18 protein-coding genes are annotated in these 19,700 nt (G+C 68.5%); 4 read left to right on the top strand and 14 right to left on the bottom strand.

Translation table 11 applies throughout. The annotated features are described in order from the left end of the window. Positions 1 to 12: 12 nt before the first annotated feature. The 6 genes from rsmA to lptF all read right to left on the bottom strand — a co-directional run bounded on the left by rsmA (position 13) and on the right by lptF (position 7,838). A complete protein-coding gene (rsmA, locus tag IE224_RS02320; RefSeq protein ID WP_191307756.1) occupies positions 13 to 867 on the bottom strand; it encodes a 16S rRNA (adenine(1518)-N(6)/adenine(1519)-N(6))-dimethyltransferase RsmA in 855 nt (284 codons plus the stop codon). A gap of 64 nt (positions 868 to 931) precedes the next feature. Beyond that, a complete protein-coding gene (gene pdxA, locus IE224_RS02315) occupies positions 932 to 1,915 on the bottom strand; it encodes a 4-hydroxythreonine-4-phosphate dehydrogenase PdxA (RefSeq protein ID WP_191307753.1) in 984 nt (327 codons plus the stop codon). Further along, positions 1,912 to 3,177, bottom strand: coding sequence for a peptidylprolyl isomerase (locus tag IE224_RS02310; RefSeq protein WP_191307751.1), 1,266 nt, complete (start codon positions 3,175 to 3,177; stop codon positions 1,912 to 1,914). Before IE224_RS02310 ends, pdxA begins: the two co-directional genes overlap by 4 nt. Positions 3,178 to 3,238: 61 nt before the next feature. After that, positions 3,239 to 5,605 carry an LPS-assembly protein LptD gene (locus tag IE224_RS02305; protein ID WP_191307749.1) on the bottom strand — a complete coding sequence of 789 codons (2,367 nt, stop codon included), beginning with the start codon at positions 5,603 to 5,605 and terminating at the stop codon, positions 3,239 to 3,241. After that, positions 5,602 to 6,711, bottom strand: a complete 1,110-nt coding sequence (lptG, locus tag IE224_RS02300) for an LPS export ABC transporter permease LptG (protein ID WP_191307746.1) — start codon at positions 6,709 to 6,711, stop codon at positions 5,602 to 5,604. Before lptG ends, IE224_RS02305 begins: the two co-directional genes overlap by 4 nt. Then, positions 6,708 to 7,838 (bottom strand): LPS export ABC transporter permease LptF, encoded by a 1,131-nt coding sequence (gene lptF, locus IE224_RS02295; protein WP_191307744.1) that lies wholly within the window; start codon positions 7,836 to 7,838, stop codon positions 6,708 to 6,710. The genes lptG and lptF overlap by 4 nt, the downstream gene beginning before the upstream one ends. Positions 7,839 to 7,959: 121 nt before the next feature. On the opposite strand from lptF, the gene IE224_RS02290 reads away from it, so the two are divergent. The 4 genes from IE224_RS02290 to IE224_RS02275 are packed head-to-tail and all read left to right on the top strand — an operon-like array spanning position 7,960 to position 11,834. Then, the gene (locus IE224_RS02290) at positions 7,960 to 9,540 is read left to right on the top strand and encodes a leucyl aminopeptidase (RefSeq protein WP_191307741.1); all 1,581 of its coding nucleotides are present in this window, start codon (positions 7,960 to 7,962) and stop codon (positions 9,538 to 9,540) included. Positions 9,541 to 9,545: 5 nt separating this feature from the next. Then, positions 9,546 to 9,995 (top strand): DNA polymerase III subunit chi, encoded by a 450-nt coding sequence (locus tag IE224_RS02285; RefSeq protein WP_167623141.1) that lies wholly within the window; start codon positions 9,546 to 9,548, stop codon positions 9,993 to 9,995. A gap of 56 nt (positions 9,996 to 10,051) precedes the next feature. Then, complete coding sequence (locus IE224_RS02280) at positions 10,052 to 10,426, top strand: hypothetical protein (protein WP_191307739.1); 375 nt, start codon at positions 10,052 to 10,054, stop codon at positions 10,424 to 10,426. A gap of 55 nt (positions 10,427 to 10,481) precedes the next feature. After that, positions 10,482 to 11,834, top strand: a complete 1,353-nt coding sequence (locus tag IE224_RS02275; RefSeq protein ID WP_191307737.1) for a PepSY-associated TM helix domain-containing protein — start codon at positions 10,482 to 10,484, stop codon at positions 11,832 to 11,834. Here the strand turns inward: IE224_RS02275 and urtE are convergent, their stop codons facing one another. The 8 genes from urtE to IE224_RS02235 form a co-directional block, all read right to left on the bottom strand. Next, positions 11,835 to 12,542 (bottom strand): urea ABC transporter ATP-binding subunit UrtE, encoded by a 708-nt coding sequence (gene urtE, locus IE224_RS02270; protein WP_191307734.1) that lies wholly within the window; start codon positions 12,540 to 12,542, stop codon positions 11,835 to 11,837. 3 nt (positions 12,543 to 12,545) lie between these two features. Next, complete coding sequence (urtD, locus tag IE224_RS02265; RefSeq protein ID WP_167623137.1) at positions 12,546 to 13,286, bottom strand: urea ABC transporter ATP-binding protein UrtD; 741 nt, start codon at positions 13,284 to 13,286, stop codon at positions 12,546 to 12,548. Then, positions 13,283 to 14,515, bottom strand: a complete 1,233-nt coding sequence (gene urtC / locus IE224_RS02260) for an urea ABC transporter permease subunit UrtC (protein ID WP_191307732.1) — start codon at positions 14,513 to 14,515, stop codon at positions 13,283 to 13,285. Before urtC ends, urtD begins: the two co-directional genes overlap by 4 nt. 4 nt (positions 14,516 to 14,519) lie before the next feature. Continuing rightward, on the bottom strand, positions 14,520 to 16,430 hold the full coding sequence (urtB, locus tag IE224_RS02255; RefSeq protein ID WP_202380089.1) for an urea ABC transporter permease subunit UrtB: 1,911 nt from the start codon (positions 16,428 to 16,430) through the stop codon (positions 14,520 to 14,522). A gap of 51 nt (positions 16,431 to 16,481) precedes the next feature. After that, positions 16,482 to 17,768: an urea ABC transporter substrate-binding protein gene (urtA, locus tag IE224_RS02250; protein ID WP_370528919.1), complete on the bottom strand. Its 1,287-nt coding sequence runs from the start codon at positions 17,766 to 17,768 to the stop codon at positions 16,482 to 16,484. 185 nt (positions 17,769 to 17,953) lie between these two features. Continuing rightward, positions 17,954 to 18,589, bottom strand: coding sequence for an urease accessory protein UreG (gene ureG / locus IE224_RS02245; RefSeq protein ID WP_167623135.1), 636 nt, complete (start codon positions 18,587 to 18,589; stop codon positions 17,954 to 17,956). Beyond that, a complete protein-coding gene (locus IE224_RS02240) occupies positions 18,586 to 19,242 on the bottom strand; it encodes an urease accessory protein UreF (RefSeq protein WP_308434838.1) in 657 nt (218 codons plus the stop codon). Before IE224_RS02240 ends, ureG begins: the two co-directional genes overlap by 4 nt. After that, a complete protein-coding gene (locus IE224_RS02235; protein ID WP_167623133.1) occupies positions 19,211 to 19,696 on the bottom strand; it encodes an urease accessory protein UreE in 486 nt (161 codons plus the stop codon). Before IE224_RS02235 ends, IE224_RS02240 begins: the two co-directional genes overlap by 32 nt. Positions 19,697 to 19,700: the final 4 nt, after the last annotated feature.

Below are 19,700 nucleotides of genomic sequence, written 5' to 3'. Positions count from 1 at the left end.
GCGGCCCTTTCTTCATGCGCCTTGGCGGGCGGCCTGCAAGGCCCGCGCAAGGGCGCAGAACCGTTCAAGGTCGATCTCCTCGGCCCGTGCGGTGGGGGGGATTCCGGCATCCTGCAGCAGCGATTCGATCTGCGGATGCAGGCCGCGCAGGGACGCGCGCAGCATCTTGCGCCGCTGGTTGAAGGCCGCCGCCGTCACCTGCGACAGGACCGCCGGATCCGCCGGATAGCGCGGCTGGGGCAGGGCGGTCAGGTGGACCACTGCCGAATGGACCTTGGGGGCGGGCACGAAAGCCTCGGGCGGAAGCATCATCACGATCCGCGCATCGGCCCGCCATTGGGCCAGCAGGGCAAGGCGGCCATAAGCCTTGCTGCCGGGGGTGGCGACGATCCGCTCGGCCACTTCCTTCTGGAACATCAGCGTCAGCGACTGCCAGAAGGGCGGCCAGTCGGGCGGGGTCAGCCAGCGGATCAGCAATTCTGTGCCGACATTGTAGGGGAGGTTCGCGGCGATGCGGATCGGCGGGGTCAGGTGCGCCAGCGGATCGACCTGCAGCGCGTCTCCATGGATCACGGTCAGGCGGCCGGAATATCGGTCGGCGATTTCCTGCAGGGCTGGCAGCGCGCGCGCGTCCTTTTCGATGGCAAGGACGTGGCGCGCGCCTTCGGCCAGAAGGCCGCGCGTCAGGCCGCCGGGGCCGGGGCCGATTTCCAGCACGTCGCATTGCGTCATGTCGCCCGCCTGGCGCGCGATCTTGGCCGTCAGGTTCAGGTCCAGCAGGAAGTTCTGGCCCAGTTGCTTTTTCGCGCGCAGGTCGTGGCGGGCGATCACCTCGCGCAGGGGCGGCAGGTTGTCGATGGCAGTCATCGTGGAAAAGCCGGGGGTTTCACACCCCCGGACCCCCGTGGGACATTTGTGTGAAGAAGAGGCATCACGCCCGCGCCGCCGCCATGTCGCGGGCCATGCGCAGGGCAGCGATGGTCGAGGCGGCGTCCGCAATGCCCTTGCCCGCGATGTCGAAGGCCGTGCCGTGGTCGGGCGAGGTGCGGATAAAGGGCAGGCCCAGCGTCACGTTCACGCCCCCCGCGAAGTCCAGCGTCTTGATCGGGATCAGCGCCTGGTCGTGATAGGCGCAGACGGCGGCGTCGTACCGAGCGCGGGCCGGGGCATGGAACATCGTGTCGGCGGGCAGGGGGCCGGCCAGATCAAGCCCCTCGGCCCGCAGTCGGTCAAGCAGGGGGATCATCCAGCTGGCTTCCTGCCTGCCGATCGTGCCGCCTTCGCCTGCGTGGGGGTTGAGGCCCGCCACGGCCAGGCGCGGCGCCCTGATGCCGAAGTCGCGGATCAGCGCCGCATGGGTGATGCGGATCGCCTGTTCCAGCAGATCGCCCGTCAGAGCGGCGGGGACGTCCTGCAGCGGGATGTGGATGGTCGCGGGCACCACCCGGCACGGCGGCGTCACCGTGGTCGAGGCCAGCATCATCGCGACCGGCACGTCCTGTCCCAGGCGGGCGGCGGCCAGATGGGCCAGATATTCTGTATGGCCGGGAAAGGCGAAGCCAGCGCCTTCCTTCAGCGCCTGCTTGCTGATGGGAAGGGTGCAGATGGCCGCGGCCTCGTCCCGCATGACCAGGTCGGCGGCCCGGGCGATCACGGCGATCACGCTTGCCGCATTCGCAGGATCGGGCTGGCCGGGCACCGCGGCTGCTGCGAAGTCATGGCTCAGCACCGGAAGCCTGCCCGGCGGCACCGGATCCCCCGGCGCAGCGATTTCGGTGAAGGCGGTGCCGGCCGGCAGATGGCGCGGGTCGCCCATCCAGGCGAAGTCGACGCCCGAGGCCAGGGCCAGCGGCGCAAGTTCGGGACCGATGCCTGCGGGTTCGCCGCAGGTCAGGATGATGCGGCCTGGGCTCACGGGCGGCGGATCAGGGCTTCGGCGCGCAGCTCGGCCAGATAGGCATCGGCGGCGGCATTGGCCTTGCGGTTGAAGATCTGGTCGCGGACGGCGTCGCGCGTGGGCAGGGCATCGCCGCCGGGCACCGCATCCTCGACCCCGTCATCGGGCAGGGCAGTGGTGGCCACGTCGTTTTCCATCTGCGCGACCAGGGCAGGCTGACGCGAGCAGAGCATCACCAGATCGGCCGCATTGCCGTAATCGACCACGCCTGTCTCGTCCGCGTCCAGCGTCGCAAGGCGTTGCGCGACCAGGGTCGGGATCGCCCCCTGCGGCAGGGTCTGGCGCTGCACCTGGCCCGCCTGGGCACCTGCCTGGACGTAAAGGTCGTCGCAGCTGCGCGTCCTGGCCCCCAGCGTCGCGGCATCCGCGGCCGTCGGCAGCCGCAGGGTCGCAAAGTCGACCACCTGTTCCGTGGCGCCGGGGCGCAGCGTGCCCTGGCTGTCGCGCAGGTGGAACAAGACCACCGCGCCCTCGACTGTCAGGGGCTGGGTCGTCTGGCCGGGTTGCAGGGCGGTGATGACCGGGCGAAGGCTTGGCGGCAGGTTGTCAATGTTCACCCAGGCCAGCCGTCCGCCGGCCTGCGCCGAATCGGCGGCCGAATATTGGCGGGCCGCGGCCTCGAATTCGTCGGAGGACAAGCCCGCGCCTGCGATCTGTCTTGCCAGGTTCAGGGCCTGCTGTTCCTGGCCCGGAGGGGCGGGGATGATCAGTTCCGAGATCAGCACCCGCGACAGGATAGGGGTTTCGACCACGCGGCGCAGTTCCTGGTCGACCTCGGCGTCGGACACCTTGATCCGGGGCACCACGCGTTCGCGGATGACCGAGCGCCAGACAAGGCCCGCGCTGACGAAATCGCGATAGGCCTGCGGCTCGACCCCCGCATTTTCCAGGGCTGCGGTGAATTCCGCCGCCGACAGGCCGGCACGGCTGGCGAATTCCTCAAGCCCGTTCTGAAGCCCTTCCTCGGTCGGCACGATGCCAAGCTGGCGGGCGGCATGGTTGCGCAGGCGGTCGTCGATCAGCGCCTGCTGGGCCTCCTCGGCCGTTGTGCCGGGGGCGCCCAGGATCTGCATGAACCGCTGGCGTTGGTCGACCTCGTAGCGGGTGATGGCGGCGTTGTTGATATAGATCACCGGCTCGAACAGGTTCTGCGCCAGGATCGGCGCGGGCGCCGCAGCCAGGGCCGCTGCCAAGGCAAGGCGTGAAAGGAATTGCCGCATCTGCTGGCCCCCGTGTCTTTTATGGCATGTCTTTTGTTGGCGTATCATGTGCTGGCGAAGATTAGCGCATGCAGGACCGGCGCGCCACCGTGCCCGGCAAGTCTTCCGAGGCGCCGAAGCCACCCAGCCGGACCGACAGCCCGATGCTGGTTTCCGGCCGCACGCTGTCCGAACTGGTAAAGCGCCGCGACACGCCCATGTCCACCGTCAGGCATTCGTTGCGATAGGTCAGGTCCAGGGACGCGCGCTGCGCCTGGTCGGCGTTGAAGTCATAGCGGGTTTCAGCCGTGCCCCACCAGCCCTCGCGGATCTGCCAGCCGACATTGGCGACCAGTTCGCTGATATCGGCACGCTCGGTTTCGGCCACGTCGCCGTCCAGCCACAAATGCCCCGCCGAGAGTTGCAGGTCATTGCGCAGCCAGCCCAACCGCAATTCGTTGCGCGAGATGTCGAAGCCGTCGTCGAACAGCGCCCGGTTGGCGATGGCAAGCCCGTTGCCGCTGTCGTATTGCGCCGCCACCAGCCAATCGGAACTTGTTCCCGACAAGGACGAGCCATCGGGGAAGGCGCGTTCCGGATCGGCCCTCAGCACGCGGCCACCGGTCAGGGCCAGCGACCAGCCGGTCGGGTCCAGCCTGGTCCAGGTCACCCCCAGATTAGCGCGCAGGCCACCTTCGCGGGCGTCCCAACCGGGGAAACGGCTTTCCGAGAACAGGTTGCCTTCGTCGAACTCGATCAGGCGGCTGTCCTCGTTCGGGATATCGTCGTCGTCGCCCGCAGGGGAATAAAGGATCTGGGCCACGGGCTCGACCAGGTGGGTCACGCCGCCCTTGCCGCCGATCAGCGGCCAGCGCAGCTCGACACCGACCATCGGGTCCGCGCGCGTCACCACGTCGTCGAAGCGGCTGTCCTGCGCGATGCGATAGATGTCGGCGTCGATCCCGGCAAGGGCCGCGCCCACCACGCCGCCCGGCAGGATCTCGCTGCGCCGCCAGTTGAGGCCAACCGAGGCGCGGGCCATGTCACGGCCCAGTTCGTCCTGGTCGGACGGACGGCGATGGGCATGGATCGACCATTCCAGAAGCCCCTGCCCGCCGATGTAATCGGGGGTGAAGCGCCGCTGCCAGATCACGTCGGCCACCTGCGCGGGAGAGGTGCTGTTGTCCTCGTCGTCGCGCAGCGAGTGATAGTTGCCGACCCGCCCGAAGAACAGCTTGTCGCGTGTGATGCGTTCAAGCGTGAAGCCGCTCCACAGCCGGTCGGCCTCGGTGATGTCGTAGTCCAGCAGATAGCCCCGGTCGGAAGCCGCCTGAAGCTGCACGCCCAGCCGATAGCCGCGAGGCAGGTCCACAAGGGCATTGCCGAAGACATAGCCCCGCGTCTCGCCCGGGCGGATGTCGTCGCGGGTGATGGCGCCGTTCCATTCCGTCACGGCGTTCGACCAGGCCTGCCGATAGCGCAGTTCAAGCGTCCGCGTCCGGCTGGCCGAAACATAGGGCGTCACCGTCACGTCGGCATGATCGCCCAGCGTCACGAAATACGGCAGCTTCACCCCGAATCCCAGGCCCGAGGTGGTCCGGAACTCGGGCCGCAGAAAGCCGGTGCGCCGTTCCACAGTGGGATCGGGCGCTGTCAGGGCGAATGGTGCTGCGGCCAGCGGGATGCCCAGGGCGCGGAACTGCGGGTGGTCAAAGGTGATCAGCCGGGTTTCGGCGTCATGGGTGATGGCGCGGGCGCGGATTTCCCAAAGGGGCGTGGGGTCGCTGGCGCAAATCTGGCAGGAGGACGCGACCACGTTGCGCAGGTTCGTCATCCGGCCGTTGCCGGTCCGCGTCAGTTCGGTCGCGGCAAGCTGCAATTCGCGGGCCAGGACCAGCCGTGCGCCGCGGATGATGCCGTCCTGCAATTCGCGGTCAAGCTGGCCCGAATCGGCCACCAGCACGGCCTCCTCCTCGGGATCGGCGGCGCCGGGGCGGGACAGGTGGATCGGCCCCTCGATCGTCAGGTTGCCCGAGGCGCCGTCGACGACGATGCGCGACGCGACCAGCCGGGCGCCCTGGTACCAGACCACCACGCCGCCCGCCGCGATCAGCGTGCGGTCGCCCTGCAGGACCATGCTGTCGGCCAGCACCGTCGCCGCATCGTCCTGTGTCCCGCCGGGATCGCGGCCGGGCAGGGTCACGTCGGCATCGGGATCCACCGCCTTCAAGGCAGCGGCGCCAGGGGTCCGGTCGCCCAGGACCTCATTGCCCAGCGGAGTGGCGGTGGGGGCAAGGGCTGCCTCGTCGCTCCACAAGGGGCTGGTTCCGCCCATGCCGCCCGCGCCCAGGCCCGGATCCTGCGGCAGCATGGTCTGCGCAAGGGCCAGGCCGGGCAGAATGGCCAATCCCAGTCCCAGTCTACAGGCTTTCAGCACGCGCCGTGTCATCCGTCCTCCCGCGCAAGGATCAGCGCCATGGCCAGAAGCCCGCCGACCAGGGGGGGCGTCCATCCGGCCAGAAGCGGCGGCACCTGGCCGTTGTCGCCCAGAACCTGCGCGAGATTGCGCAGAAAGAACAGCCCGATCCCCGCGCCGAAGGCCAGCAGCACCGCGGTTCCGGTACTGCGGCCGCGGACATGCTGCATGGTGAAGGCCGCGGCGACCAGCACCATCGCCCCCATCAGGAAGGGCCGGGCCAGTTCCATCTGCAGCCAGACCTTGTGGCGCGCGGCCGAGAAGCCCGCGCGTTCCAGCCCCGCGATGAAGCCGGGAAGTTGCCAGACTGGCACCGCCTCGGGGCGGCCGAAGCCTTCGCGGATGCGCTGCGCAGTCAGGTCCGAGGCTAGTTCCATCTGCGGGGCCGAGATTGCGGCAGCCTGGGGATTGGGCTCGGTCAGGGGATAGTCGCGCAGGTCGCGCAGTTCCCATTTGCCGGGCAGCAGCCGGGCCTCGCGCGCCTCGATCCGGCGGACGGGGCCGCGGGCAGCATCGAAGACCATGAAGGTCGCGTCGTAAAGCGTGGTGGCGTCGGGGCTGGCGCGGCGGGCGCGGATGACGATCTGGCCCGATTCCTCGGACCCCTCGATGACGGCCTGGCGCAGCCAGACCGCGCTGTCGCCCACCGAAACTGTCTGGCGGCTGTCGCTTTCGATCCGGGCGACCGCCTCGTCAAAGCGCGCGCCTGTCACGGCCACCAGGGGGTTCAGCAGCGCGACGGTCAGGCAGCCGGCCAGAGCGGCGGTCACGGCAGGGGCGGTCACGACCTTCAGGGCAGACCGGCCGGACGCACGGATCGCAACCATTTCGGACGTGCGGGCCAGGTTCAGGAACAGCGCGATCCCGGCCAGCACGGTCAGAAGCGGAAGGATCGAATAAAAGCTGGAAGCGATGTTCAGCGCCGCCAGCCCCAGGGCACCCGCCAGGCCGATATTGTCGTCGGAAAAGCGGCGGATCATCTCGATCATGTCGATCAGCAGCAGGATCAGCAGGAACACCCCTGCCACCGTCAGGAAGGACCGCAGAAAGCGCCGCGCGACATAGCTGGCCAGGATCATGCCGCAGCCCCCGTTCGGTGCTTCAACCGCCGCGGCTTGCCCGCCCACCACAAAAGCCCGCAGCACAGCATCGCGCCGATCAGCGCGGGCAGGTAAACGAGCGGCCAAAGCGACGGGTCGCGCCCGGTCTGGTTGGCGGCGGCATTGGACAGGAACTGCACGACAAGCAGTCCCAGGATCGCCCAGAAGACCTGGCGCCAGACGCCGAAGCGCGAATAGCCGCCGATCAGCAGCGTCGCAAAGCCGATCATCGCCGCAACCGGGGACAAGAGCGGCTGGGCAATGCGCTCATGCGCCTCGCGCCGGGCGTCGGGGGCGGTGGCGCCGGTCGCGGACAGCAAGTCCGCGTCCGGGTCCAGCAGCCGCAGCGTGCCGTAATCGCGCAGGTCGCGCCCCCTTCGCCCCCCGCCCGTCAGCATGGCCCCGATGTCATAGCTGAATTCCTGGAAGCGCGTGACGGCAAGGGCCTGTCGGTCGCCGTTCTGCCGCAGGTTCTGCGACATGCCGCGCAGCAGGATCAGCACCGGGCCGTTTTCTGCGCGGACCACAAGCGCCTCCTCGGAGGTGTAGATGGTCTGGTTGGCGGGGTCGCGCGCATCTTCGATGAACAGATCCAGCAGGCGGCCGTCGGTGGCGATGTCGCGGATGAACAGGGTGATCCCGTCGGCGGGATACTGGAAGCTGCCGGGGCGCAGGAACTGCTCGGTCACGTCCTGGGCCAGTTCCGCCTGGCGGTCGGCAAGGCGCGCGCGTGCCAGGGGCACCAGCCCATGGACCAGCACGGCGACCATCAGCCCCACGAAGACCCCGAAGACCAAGACCGGCCGCGCCAGCCGCCAGGGCGACAGGCCCGCCGCCTGCATCGCCACCAGCTCGGATTCGCCGGCCATGCGGTTCGTGCCATAGGCCGTGGCCGCGAAGGCCGCGACAGGCAGCACGACCGAGATCACCAGGGGCAGGGTCAGCGCGGTGAATTCCAGCACTACCAGGGCCGTCTGCCCGTCGCTCAGAAGGTCGTCGAACAGGCTGACGGCGCGGTTGATCCAGTAGACCGACACCAGCACCAGTGCGAAGAACCCGAACAGGGTCAGCATCTGGCCAAGGATGTATCGGTCGATCCGGGGCATGGGGCGGGGGATGTCCTTGGGCGGGCGGCTTCGGTCACGTCTTGCTTAGCGGCAAGGGCGGCTCTGGAAAAGGGTGCGCGGCGGGTCTAGGCTGCCCTCCGCGAAAGATGAGGAGCGCGCGATGACCCAGCCTGTCGAGATCACCTTCACCGAAATCGCCACCGACCGGCTGGCCAGCCACGAGGGGCGGGTGGCGATGATCGTGACACCAGGGGCCGACCTGCCGTCCGGCCTGCCCGATCCCGCGCAACAGGCCGTGCGTCGCGCGATGGAATCGAAGGCCGGTAAGGGGCTGAAGCCCGGCGCCGCCCTGGAACTGGCTTTCCCCGCGGGCATGGAGGCCGAAGCGCTGACCCTGGTGGCGCTGCCTGATGATGCCAGCGTGGCCCAGGCCCGCAAGGCAGGCGCGGCCATCGGTGCAAAGCTTGGCAAGACACATACGCTGGTCCTGGCGGGCGGGCATCCGCTCGCCAACGAGATCGCGCTTGGCATCGCGCTGCGCGGCTATGACTTCTCGGTCTACCAGACCAAGCCGGTCGAGGGCGACGGAGAGGCAGGCGCCGACCCGATCCCGCAAAGCGTTACGCATGAACCTGAAAACGCCGTGCTGGCCGATGCCCAGGCCGACAGCGCGCCCGAATCCCCCGACGCGCCGGTCAGCGAAAAGGCGCGCGTGACCTTCATGGCGGACAATCCCGAGGTCCTGGCCAAGACCGCGCAGGCCGCCGCCGCCGTGGCCGAGGGCGTCTTCTTCACCCGTGATCTGGTCAACGAACCGGCCAATGTCCTGACCACCAGCGATTTCGCAGACCGCCTGAAGGCGATGGAGGAGATCGGCCTGACCGTCGAGGTGCTGGAGGAAGACCAGCTTGCCGAACTGGGCATGCGCGCGCTGCTGGGCGTGGGGCAGGGGTCGGAAAGCCCGTCAAAGGTCGTGGTGATGCACTGGAACGGCGGCGGGGACGAGGCGCCCCTGGCCCTGGTCGGCAAGGGCGTGGTCTTCGACACCGGCGGCATCTCGATCAAGCCCGCGGCGGGCATGGAGGAGATGACGATGGACATGGGCGGCGCGGGCGTCGTCGCGGGCGTGATGCGCACCCTGGCCCTGCGCCGGGCCAAGGCGAATGTCGTGGGGCTGGTGGGCCTTGTGGAAAACATGCCCGACGGCAAGGCCCAGCGTCCCGGCGACATCGTGCGGTCTATGAAGGGCGACACGATCGAGGTCATCAATACCGATGCCGAAGGGCGCCTGGTCCTGGCCGATGTCATGTGGTACGCGCAGACCCGCTTCGACCCGTCCGCCGTGATCGACCTCGCGACGCTGACCGGCGCCGTCATCATTGCGCTTGGGCATGACAATGCGGGCGTCTTTTCGAACGACGACGCGCTTGCCGACAACATCCTGGCCGCCGCGCGGGCCGAGGGAGAGGGTGCGTGGCGCCTGCCCCTGGGCCAGCCCTATGACAACCTCATCAAGTCGCGCCTGGCGGACATGAAGAACACGGGCGGCCGCGCGGCGGGATCGATCACCGCAGCGCAGTTCCTGCAGCGCTTCATCCGCAAGGGCACGCCCTGGGCGCATATCGACATCGCGGGCGTGGCCCTGCCGCCGGGGGCGACGGACCTTGCCCCGAAGGGCGCGACGGGCTGGGGGGTCATGACGCTGGACCGCCTGATCCGCGACACCTACGAGGCGAAGTAGGCCCGATGGGCAACGCGCTGTTCTATCACCTGACCCGCTCGCCCGCCGAAAGCCTGTTGCCGGTGCTGATCGGCAAGTCGCTGGCGGCGGGCTGGCAGGTGGAACTGCGCGGCACCGATCCCGCCCGGATGGAGCGGCTGGATCTGCACCTGTGGCAGGGCGACGGTTTCCTGCCGCACGGGCTGGCGGGCGGGCCACATGACGCGCGCCAGCCTGTCCTGCTGACGGTGGCGGGGCAGGCGGCCGCCAACGGCCCCGCCTGCCTGATGGCGCTTGACGGGTCCGAGGTCGCGCCCGCCGAATGCCAGGCCCTGACCCGCACCTGCATCATCTTCGACGGAGGCGACGCGGCGGCCACGGCGCGCGCCCGCGACCAGTGGCGCAGCCTGACCGGCGCCGGGGTCGAGGCCGAATACTGGTCCGAGGAATCCGGCCGCTGGGAACGCAAGCGATAAGGCTTGCGGCAACTTGACCCTTGCGCGGCGGGCGCGGGATCTGGCATCGCCCGGTCATGCGGCGCAAGCGTTCACCCCGGATCCTCGGCCTGGCCTTTCTGGCCTTGCTGGCGCTTGCCATGGCCACAGGCATGACGGCACGCCCCGTCCCGACCGAGATGGACCTGCGGCTTCAGGCCTGGGTAATGGCCGGCGTCGGCCTGGAAGACATCCTGTGCGAGGATCACGGTGCGGGCCATGGTGACCATGGCGACGGGCATTGCCCGCTGTGCAACCTGACGGCACCGACCGGGCTGCACGAGGTGACGGCTTCCTTGACGGATGCCGACCAGCAAATCATGGCCCGCATCGTCCTGCCCCAGATCCGCCGGGCCGAGGGGCGCGCCCGTGATCCCGCCTTCCCCAAGCGCGGACCTCCGGCCCTGACCTGAACAAAGCCGCCGCCCGTCGACGGGTGGCATCGTCTTGTCCACATCAGGTTCATCCATGACACATCTGACCGAAACCCCGCGGGCCGACGGCGCCCGCGCCACGCTGCGTCCCTTTCTGCTGCGGATGCATTTCCACATCGGGCTGTTCGTTGGCCCCTTCATCTTCGTCGCGGCCCTGACCGGGCTGCTTTATGTCCTGACGCCGCAGATCGAGACCTGGCTTTATCGCGACGCGCTGTTCACCGACAGCACCGGAACGCCCCGCAGCCTGGCCGATCAGGCACAAGCCGCGCGCGATGCCTTGGGGGCGGATCTGGCAGTGTCCGCCGTCCGCCCGGCGACCGGGCCGGGCAGGACCACGCGGATCATGTTCTCCGACCCCTCGCTTGGCGATTCGGAAAACCGGACGCTGTTCATCGACCCCGTCACGCTGGCGGTACGGGGCGACCTGACCACCTATGGCACCACCGGCCTCCTGCCGTTCCGCACCCGGCTGGATTACCTGCACCGGAACCTGCTGCTGGGCAATGTGGGCCGATACTACAGCGAACTCGCCGCAAGTTGGCTGTGGGTGGCGGTTCTGGGCGGTCTTGCGCTTTGGGCCACGGGCCCGCGCCGCCGCCGCAAGATCGCGGAGATGCCGCCCCCGCAACGCCGCCGCTGGCTGCATTCCACCATCGGCGTCATCTTGTCGGCGGTCCTGCTGTTCGTGTCGGTCACCGGGCTGACCTGGTCGCAGCAGGCCGGCGCGCGGATCGACGCGCTGCGCAGCGAACTGGGCTGGGTGACGCCCTCGGCCAGTGCGGCCCTTGATGGCCCCGCAGCATCTGCGGGCGATCACGCGGGACATGGCGACCATGCGAACCACCACGATCCCGCCGCGCGAGAGGATCGCCTGCACCAGCTGGACGCCGTGGCCGCCGCGGCCCGGGCAGGGGGCATCGGTTCCCCCCTGGTCGAGATCCGCCTGCCCAGGCCCGGTCAGGCATGGGTGGTGCGCGAATACGACCGCCGCTGGCCCACCCAGGTGGATACCGTGGCAATCCATCCCGACACGTTGCAGATCACCAGCCGCGCCGACTTCGCCACCTTTACCCTGATCCCCAAGCTGATCCGCTGGGGCATCGACGCGCATATGGGCGTGCTGTTCGGCGTGGCGAACCAGATCCTGATGGCGGGTCTGGCAATCGGGCTGATGGTGATGATCGTTTACGGCTATCGCATGTGGTGGACGCGCCGTCCTGTGGCGGACGAGCCGCTGTGGAAAAGCTGGCGGCGCCTGTCTGCAGGTCAGCGGGTGCTTTGGGCGGTGCTGGCGGTGGCCGTCGGCTGGGCGCTGCCGGTTCTGGGGGTCAGCCTGGCGCTGTTTGTGGCACGTGATCTGCTGCAGGGGCGGGCAACGGGCTGATCACGCCGCCGCGTGGCCGGCCAGCCGGGCGTGCAGGTCGGCGCGCCGCAGGCTGGCCTTGGCGCCCTGCATCACCGCGCGACCCCGTTCCAGCACCAGGAAGTCGTTGCCCAGATCCCAGGCGAAGTCGAAGAACTGTTCGACCAGCACGATTGCCATGTCGCCTCGGTCGCGCAATGCGGCGATGACGCGGCCGATCTGTGCGATGATGTTGGGCTGGATCCCCTCGGTCGGTTCGTCCAGCAGCAGGACGCGCGGCCGGGTGATCAGTGCGCGGGCGATGGCAAGCTGCTGCTGCTGGCCGCCGGACAGGTCGCCGCCGCGCCTGTGCGCCATCTCGGCCAGGACGGGGAAGCTGTCGAAGATCTCGTCCGGGATGCGGCGGTCGGCGCGGGGCAGGCAGGCAAAGCCCGTCTCCATGTTCTCGCGCACGGTCAGCATGGGAAAGATCGCGCGGCCCTGCGGGACATAGCCCACGCCGAGGCGAGCCATTTGCTGGGCGGTGATGCGGCCCAGGGGCTTGCCGTCGAAGGCGATGTCGCCGCCGGACCGCGGATGCCGCCCGGCCAGCAGGTTCATCAGCGAGGTCTTGCCCACGCCGTTGTTGCCCATCACGCAGGTGACCGATCCAGGCCGCGCTGCGATGTCGATCCCGTGCAGGATTTGGCTGGTGCCGTAATGCAGGGTCAGGTTGGTGGCTTCCAGCATGTCCTATCGCCCCAGATAGACTTCGATGACGTCGGGATTGCGGGTCACGTGGTCCAGCGAGCCCTCGGCCAGGACGGAGCCCTGGTGCAGCACGGTGACCTTGCAGTTCAGGCGGCGCACGAAGTCCATGTCATGTTCCACGACCACCACGGCCCGCGTCTGCGCCAGACGCACCAGCAGCGCGGTGGTCTGCTCGCGTTCGGCCAGGGTCATGCCGGCGGCGGGTTCGTCGACCAGCAGGAGGCGCGGTTCCTGGGCCAGCAGCATCCCGATCTCCAGCCATTGCTTCTGGCCGTGCGACAACTCGCCCGCCTTGCGTGTGATCTGGGCCGCCAATCCGACTTCGGAGGCCAGTTCGGCCACCTTGCCCGCCGAGTCCACCGACGGCCGCCAGCCAAGCACCGCGAAGGGGTTGCGATTGGCCTTAAGCGCCATGGTCAGGTTGTCGGCCACGGTCTGGTCCTCGAACACGGTGGGCCGCTGGAACTTGCGGCCGATGCCGGCCCGGGCGATCTGCGCCTCGTTCATCTTCAGAAGCGATTTCGGCGGCGTGCCCCATTTCACGTCGCCCGCGTCGGGCCGGGTCTTGCCGGTCACGATGTCCATGAAGGTGGTCTTGCCCGCGCCGTTGGGGCCGATCACGGCGCGCAATTCAGCCTCGCCGATGTTGAAGGACAGGTTGTTGATGGCCCGGAACCCGTCGAAGCTGACCGAGATGCTGTCCACCTCTAGCAGCGCGCTCATGCCTTGGCCTCCTGTGCCGGTTGGGGAACCTCGCCCGTGGCGCGACGCGGCGGGCGGATGCCCCCCAGGTGGTCCACGATCCCTGCGATGCCCTTGGGCGCGGACAGCGTGACCAGCACGAAGCCGATGCCAAGCGCCACCTGCCACCAATCCACCCAGTTGACGGTATAGCCCGGCAGGTTGATATCGGGTGCGCGCCCGCCGGTGAACCAGCTTGACAACAGCGACACCAACGCCGCCCCGATGATCGCGCCGTAAAGCCTGCCCCGTCCGCCGATGGCGACCCAGACGGCCAGGTAGATCGAGGCGATGGGCATCAGTTCCGCCGGGTTGATGATCCCGGCCTGCGGATAATACAGCGCGCCCGCCACGGCCGTGATCATCGCGGCAAGGGTGAAGACCACCAGCTTGAAACCCTCGACCGGGTAGCCCAGGAACCGCACGCGGGTTTCGTCGTCGCGGATGGCCCGGACCACGCTGCCGAACTTGCCGCTGACCAGCCAGGCCGCCAGCACGTAAGCCAAGCCCAGGGCCAGGGCAGAGGCCCAAAGGAACCAGACCGACAGGGTGGCCTGATCGACCGCGTCCAGGCCGGGGATGTTCTGCAGTCCCGACAACCCGTTGTTGCCCCGGAACCCGCTGTCGTTCTGGAACAGCCACAAGGCCAAGGCCAGCGTCATCGCCTGGGTCAGGATCGACAGATAGACCCCGTTCACGCGGCTGCGGAAGGCCAGCCAGCCGAAGGCCAGGGCCAGCAGGCCGGGCACTGCGACGACCAGCAGAAGCTGGATCGGCAGCGAATGTGCAAAAGCCCAGACCAGCGGCAGGTCGGACGATCCCACCACGCCGAAGATCTGGTTGGCGACACCTTCCTGCAATTCGGCAGGCGTAGGCGGGATCGGGTTTCCGGCCAGCGATGCCGCGACGATGCTTTCGGTCCGGGCATACATCAGCCACTGCCCGATCAGGTATCCGCCAAGCGCGAAGAAGGCCATCTGGCCCAGCGACAGGATGCCCAGGTATCCCCAGACCAGGTCCATCGCCACCGCCGCAAGTGCCAGGCACAGCGTCTTGCCCAGAACCTTCACGGTCGAGGTCGGGACGGTGCCGTTGCCGTAGGCCTGGCTCAGCAGGGTGACGGCGACGGTAAAGACCGCCAGAACCGCCAGCACGACCAGGATGGACGGATTGCGCAGGATGAAGGGTTGCCGGGTCAGCTTTTCGGTCATGGGGTCACGCCTCCGCCGCGCGGCCGCGCTGCGGGATGATGCCACGCGGCCTGAACTGGATGAAGATGATGATGAACAGGATCATGAAGGTCTGCGCGGCAAGCGTGTTGGCGGGGTTCATGAACTCGATCACCTTGGACAGCCCGCCGATCAGCGCGGCGCCCGCCAGCGTTCCCCAGATGTTGCCCACGCCGCCCACGACCACCGTCATGAAGCTTTGCACGATGTATTGCTGTCCCAGTTCCGACGTGACCTGCGCGAACAGCCCGATGGCCACGCCCGCGATGCCCGCGATGCCCGACCCCAGGCCGAAGGTCATCATGGCGATGCGGTCGGGGTTGATTCCCATGGACGCCGCCATGCCGGAGTTCTGGGTCACGGCGCGAACCTCCAGCCCCAGGCGGGTGCGCTTCATGATGAACAGGAACAGGCCCAGGAACAGCAGCGCCAGAACGAAGATCGCCACCCGGATGGAACTGATCGAGATCACGTCGTTGATCGTGATGGCGCCTTCCAGCCAGGCGGGGGCGGTCAGCGGGCGGGCCTGGGTGCCGAAGATGTTCTTGGCAAGCTGCTGAAGCGCGATGGACACGCCAAAGGTCGCCAGCAGCGTTTCCAGCGGACGGTTCGCCAGATGCCGGATCACCAGCCGGTAAAGGATCACCCCCGCGCCGAAGGTCACGGCAAAGGCCAGCGGCAGGGCCACGACCAGGGACAGGGTGCGGTTGGCGACCAGGGTCTGGACGACATAGCCCGTATAGGCGCCCATCATGATGAACTCGCCATGCGCCATGTTGATGACGCGCATCACCCCGAAGGTGACCGCCAGCCCGATGGCCGCCAGGAAGTAGATCGAGGCCAAGGACAGCGCGTCCAGCCCCAGGTCGATCCCGGTCATCGCCGCCAGACGCACCTGCGCGCCGGTCTCCGCCGCGCGGGCGGCGTCGGTCACGTCGCTGTTCGGTTCAGCGTAGATTTCGAAGAAACGGTGGGCGTCAATGGCTGCCTCGACCTCGGCCTCGGTTGCGGCGGGGGCAACGGCGCCTGCGGCCTCGAGCGCCTCGTAGGCGCGGTCGCGGGCGGCGGGATCCGAGAGTTCGGCTACAGGGATGCCGCCCACGCGGCCGTCCACGATATTGGCGGCAAGCGCGTTCCGCTGATCGGCGGGGGTCAGGCGGGGTTGCAGGATGCCCTGGCTGGTCAGCAGGGCGATGGCGGCCTCTCTCGGGAAGTCGGCCTCGCCCGCCGACAATGCGCGGGCGATGTTGGCCTCCGGCCCGGCGGGGGCGGCGACGCGGGTCGTCGCCAGCAGCGGGTTCAGCGCGGCCCGGAAGTCCAGGCCGACATCGCCAGACATCGCCTCGATCGCCGCGACGCGGGCGGCGGGGTCGGGATCGAAGCGGATCGCCAGAAGGGCCGTCACCCGGTCCCGCTGCGCGGCCAGGGCAGGATCGGCCTCGGCCGGGGCGGCGCGCAGGGCCGCAAGGTGTTCGGCGGTGCCGTCTCGGGCAATGCTGGCCAGGGCGGCGGCGCGGCGGGCCGGATCGGGGCTGGAAATCTCGCCTGCGACAAGGGCGGATTCGATGACGCCGCGCACGCCGGAATTGGGGCGCAGCATCTTGGGATCGGCGCCGGGAACGGGCTGGCCGGTCACGGCATCGGTGACGGCGTCGCCGTCCACGATCAGCAGCCGCCCGTCATCCGTCACCCCCAGCGAGCGGTCTGCCCAGGCGGACAGCAGGGCCAGCCCCTCGGGTCCGGTGGCGGCGATCTGCGCCACCAGCGGCTCGACCGTGCGGCGCGACGGTTTCTCGATCTGGTCGAGGTTGCCGGCAATGACCGCCTCAAGCGCGGGGTTCGCGGCGGCGGGCAGCGCCAGCAGCAGCGCCAGGGCAAGAACGATCAGGGGGCGGATCATGGGCGCGTTCCTTGGGCGAGGGGGGCGGCAGCGCCGCCCCCGCAAGGGTCAATAGTTCGACTGGACCTGCACGCAGGTGTTCGTCTCGGTGTTGAACATGCCGCAGTCCTTGCCCGGCCAGTCGGCTTCCAGCTTGGCGGATTCGGGCAGGAAGTCGGTCCAGGCATCGCCCGGCACGGGTTCGGTCTGGCTGACGATGTCGAACTGGCCGTCCTCGCGGATCTCTCCGATCAGGACCGGCTTGGTCAGGTGGTGGTTCGGAAGGACCGTGGCGGTGCCGCCGGTCAGGTTCGGAACCTCGACGCCGACGATGGCATCCAGCACCGGATCGACATCGGTGGTGCCGGCCTTTTCGACGGCGGCGACCCAGGCGTTGAAGCCGATCACCGTGGCTTCCATCGGGTCGTTGGTCACGCGGTCGTCGTCGCCGATGAAGGCCTTCCATTCCTCGATGAAGGCGGTGTTGGCGTCGGATTCGGCGGTCTGGAAATAGTTCCAGGCGGCGAGGTGACCGACCAGGTTGGTCGTATCAAGTCCTGCAAGCTCCTCCTCGCCGACCGAGAAGGCCATGACCGGGATGTCGTCGGCCGACACGCCCGCCGCCGCCAGTTCCTTGTAGAAGCCCACATTGGCGTCGCCGTTGATGGTGGAAACCACGCCGACCTTCTTGCCGTCCGCGCCAAGCGCCACGACATCCGCCACGATCTTGGACCAGTCCGAATGGCCGAAGGGGGTGTAGTTGACGAAGATGTCGCCTTCCGCCACGCCCTTGCCCTTGAGATAGGCGTCCAGGATGTTGTTCGTGGTGCGCGGATAAACGTAATCCGTGCCAAGCAGCGCCCATTTCTCGACGCCCAGTTCCTCGGCCATGTAATCCACCGCCGGGATCGCCTGCTGGTTCGGCGCGGCGCCGGTATAGATCACGTTCTTCGAGGATTCCTCGCCTTCGTACTGGACGGGATAGAACAGCAGGCCGTTCAGTTCCTCGATCACCGGCAGGACCGACTTGCGCGACACGCTGGTCCAGCAGCCGAAGATCGCGTCCACCTCGCTGACGGTCAGCAGCTCGCGCGCCTTTTCGGCGAACAGCGGCCAGTCGGATGCCGGATCCACGACCACGGCTTCCAGCGGGCGGCCCAGAAGGCCGCCCTTGGCGTTCTGCTGTTCCACCATCATCAGGACGGTGTCCTTCAGCGTCGTTTCCGAAATCGCCATGGTGCCCGACAGCGAATGCAGCACGCCGATCTTGATCGGTTCGCCTTCCTGCGCCATCGCCCCCGTCGCCAGCACCATGGCGGTGGTCAGCGTCAGCATCGCGGACAGTTTACTCATCATCACCTTCCCCAGCCGTTCGGCCCGTGTCCCTGTTGTTTTCCGTGAAAGCACAGTGGCCTTCGCAGGTGCAGCAAGCCGGGATTTGCGGGGGCTGAACAGGCTTTGGGCAGGTTTCGGGCCGGCGATGCGGCAACTGGGCGAACAACGGGCAGCCGCGCAGGCGGTTGCCCGCGCCGCAGGCAGGCTCAGGCTGCGCGAGGCTGCAATCCGCCCTGGTCGATCAGGAAATCGACGATCTGGTCCACGCCCCGGCCGTGGCGCAGTTGCGCCATGACCACCGGGCGGGCACCGCGCGCATTCCGCGCATCGGATTCAAGCAGTCCGGCGTCGACCCCGACATGGGGCGCAAGGTCGGTCTTGTTCACCACCAGCAGGTCGGACCGCGCCAGGCCCGGCCCGCGCTTGCGAGGGATGTCCTGGCCTGCCGCCGTGTCGATGACATAGATGGTCAGATCCGCCAGTTCCGGCGAGAAGGTCGCGGCCAGATTGTCGCCGCCCGATTCGATCAGCACCAGATCCAGGTCCGGAAAGGCCGCGTTCAGGTCGGCTATGGCGGCCAGGTTGATGCTGGCATCCTCGCGGATCGCGGTATGGGGGCAGCCGCCGGTTTCCACGCCCCGGATGCGTTCTGCGGGCAAAACCTGGGCGCGCATCAGGGCCTCGGCATCCTCGCGGGTATAGATGTCGTTGGTGACAACCGCCATCGACAGGCGCGGCGCAAGCGCGCGGGCCAGTTGCTCGGTCAGCGTGGTCTTGCCCGCGCCGACAGGGCCGCCGATGCCGACGCGCAAGGGTCCATGGCGGGGGCCGGTGTTGCTCATGATCTGAATATCCTGACGGGCATGGTTTCGTGGCGCATGGCGGCGATGTCGGCGCCCCAGCTTGCAGAGGCAAGGTCGTCCTCGGTCGCCGTGGCGGCACGCGCGGCGGCGGCAAGGATCGTGGGCTGAAGCGCCGCCAGCATTTTCTGGCCTTCGAGGGGGCCCAGCGGCATGAAGCGGACGGCGGCGCTGATCAAGGCAGCAGCCTGGGCCTGCAGGAAGGCCGCGATGATCTCCGGGTGCGGCAGCGGCATGGCGGCGCAAGCGCGGCCAAACCCCACCGCCAGGGCGGCGGCGGGCTGCTGCCGTCCGGTCAGCGCGGCTATGTTGGCGGCGAAGGCGGTGCCCTGTTCGACCGTCTCGGCCAGGCGCTGCGAGGAAAGGCAGGCGGCGCGGGCAAGATCGTCCAGGGCCGCGTGATCCGTGGCGCGCAGCGACAGCGCGACCAGCACTGCATCGGTCCAGCCCGCCCCATGGTCCAGCCAGTCGGCCAGCCATTGCGGCAAGGTGGCGCGGGTGACGACACCGCCGTCCATCGCCCATTCCAATCCCTGCGACCAGGCGAAGCCGCCTACCGGAAAGGCGGGCGACAGGACCTGGGCCAGATGCAGGCGCGCGGCCTCAGGCGTGGTGATGGGCGTGGCTGTGGTCATGCGCGTGATGGTGCGAAGATCCGTGGTCATGGCCGAAGGTCCGGCCATGTCCATAGGCGCCGCCTTCCGGACGGAAAGGCAGGTCCGCGTGCTGGATCTCTGCCCCAAGCTGGCGCAGCATGGCTTCCAGCACATGATCCTGGCGGATGATCAGGCGGTCGGCCTCGATCCGGCAGGGGGTGTGGCGGTTGCCGATATGCCAGGCAAGGCGCGCCAGGTGGCCGCGGATGACCAGCACCGGTTCGGGCCTGGCGCGCATCACGATGCGGCGGCCGTCCGACAGTTCGAAGGCATCGCCGTCCTCGACGCTCGTCACCTCGGGCAGGTCGACCAGGAAGTCGCCCGTGCCGCTGGCCAGCTTCTTGCGTCGCAGAAGGCGGCCTTCGTAGTCCAGCGCGATTTCGCCGTCAAAGGGGGCGGGGGCGTTGCGGATGATGCGGGTGGCGGTGATCATGGGG

Source organism: Paracoccus aerius (assembly GCF_014656455.1).
Taxonomy (GTDB): domain Bacteria; phylum Pseudomonadota; class Alphaproteobacteria; order Rhodobacterales; family Rhodobacteraceae; genus Paracoccus; species Paracoccus aerius.
Note: the sequence above shows the minus strand (reverse complement) of the source record. Positions and strands in the feature narration are given on the sequence as shown.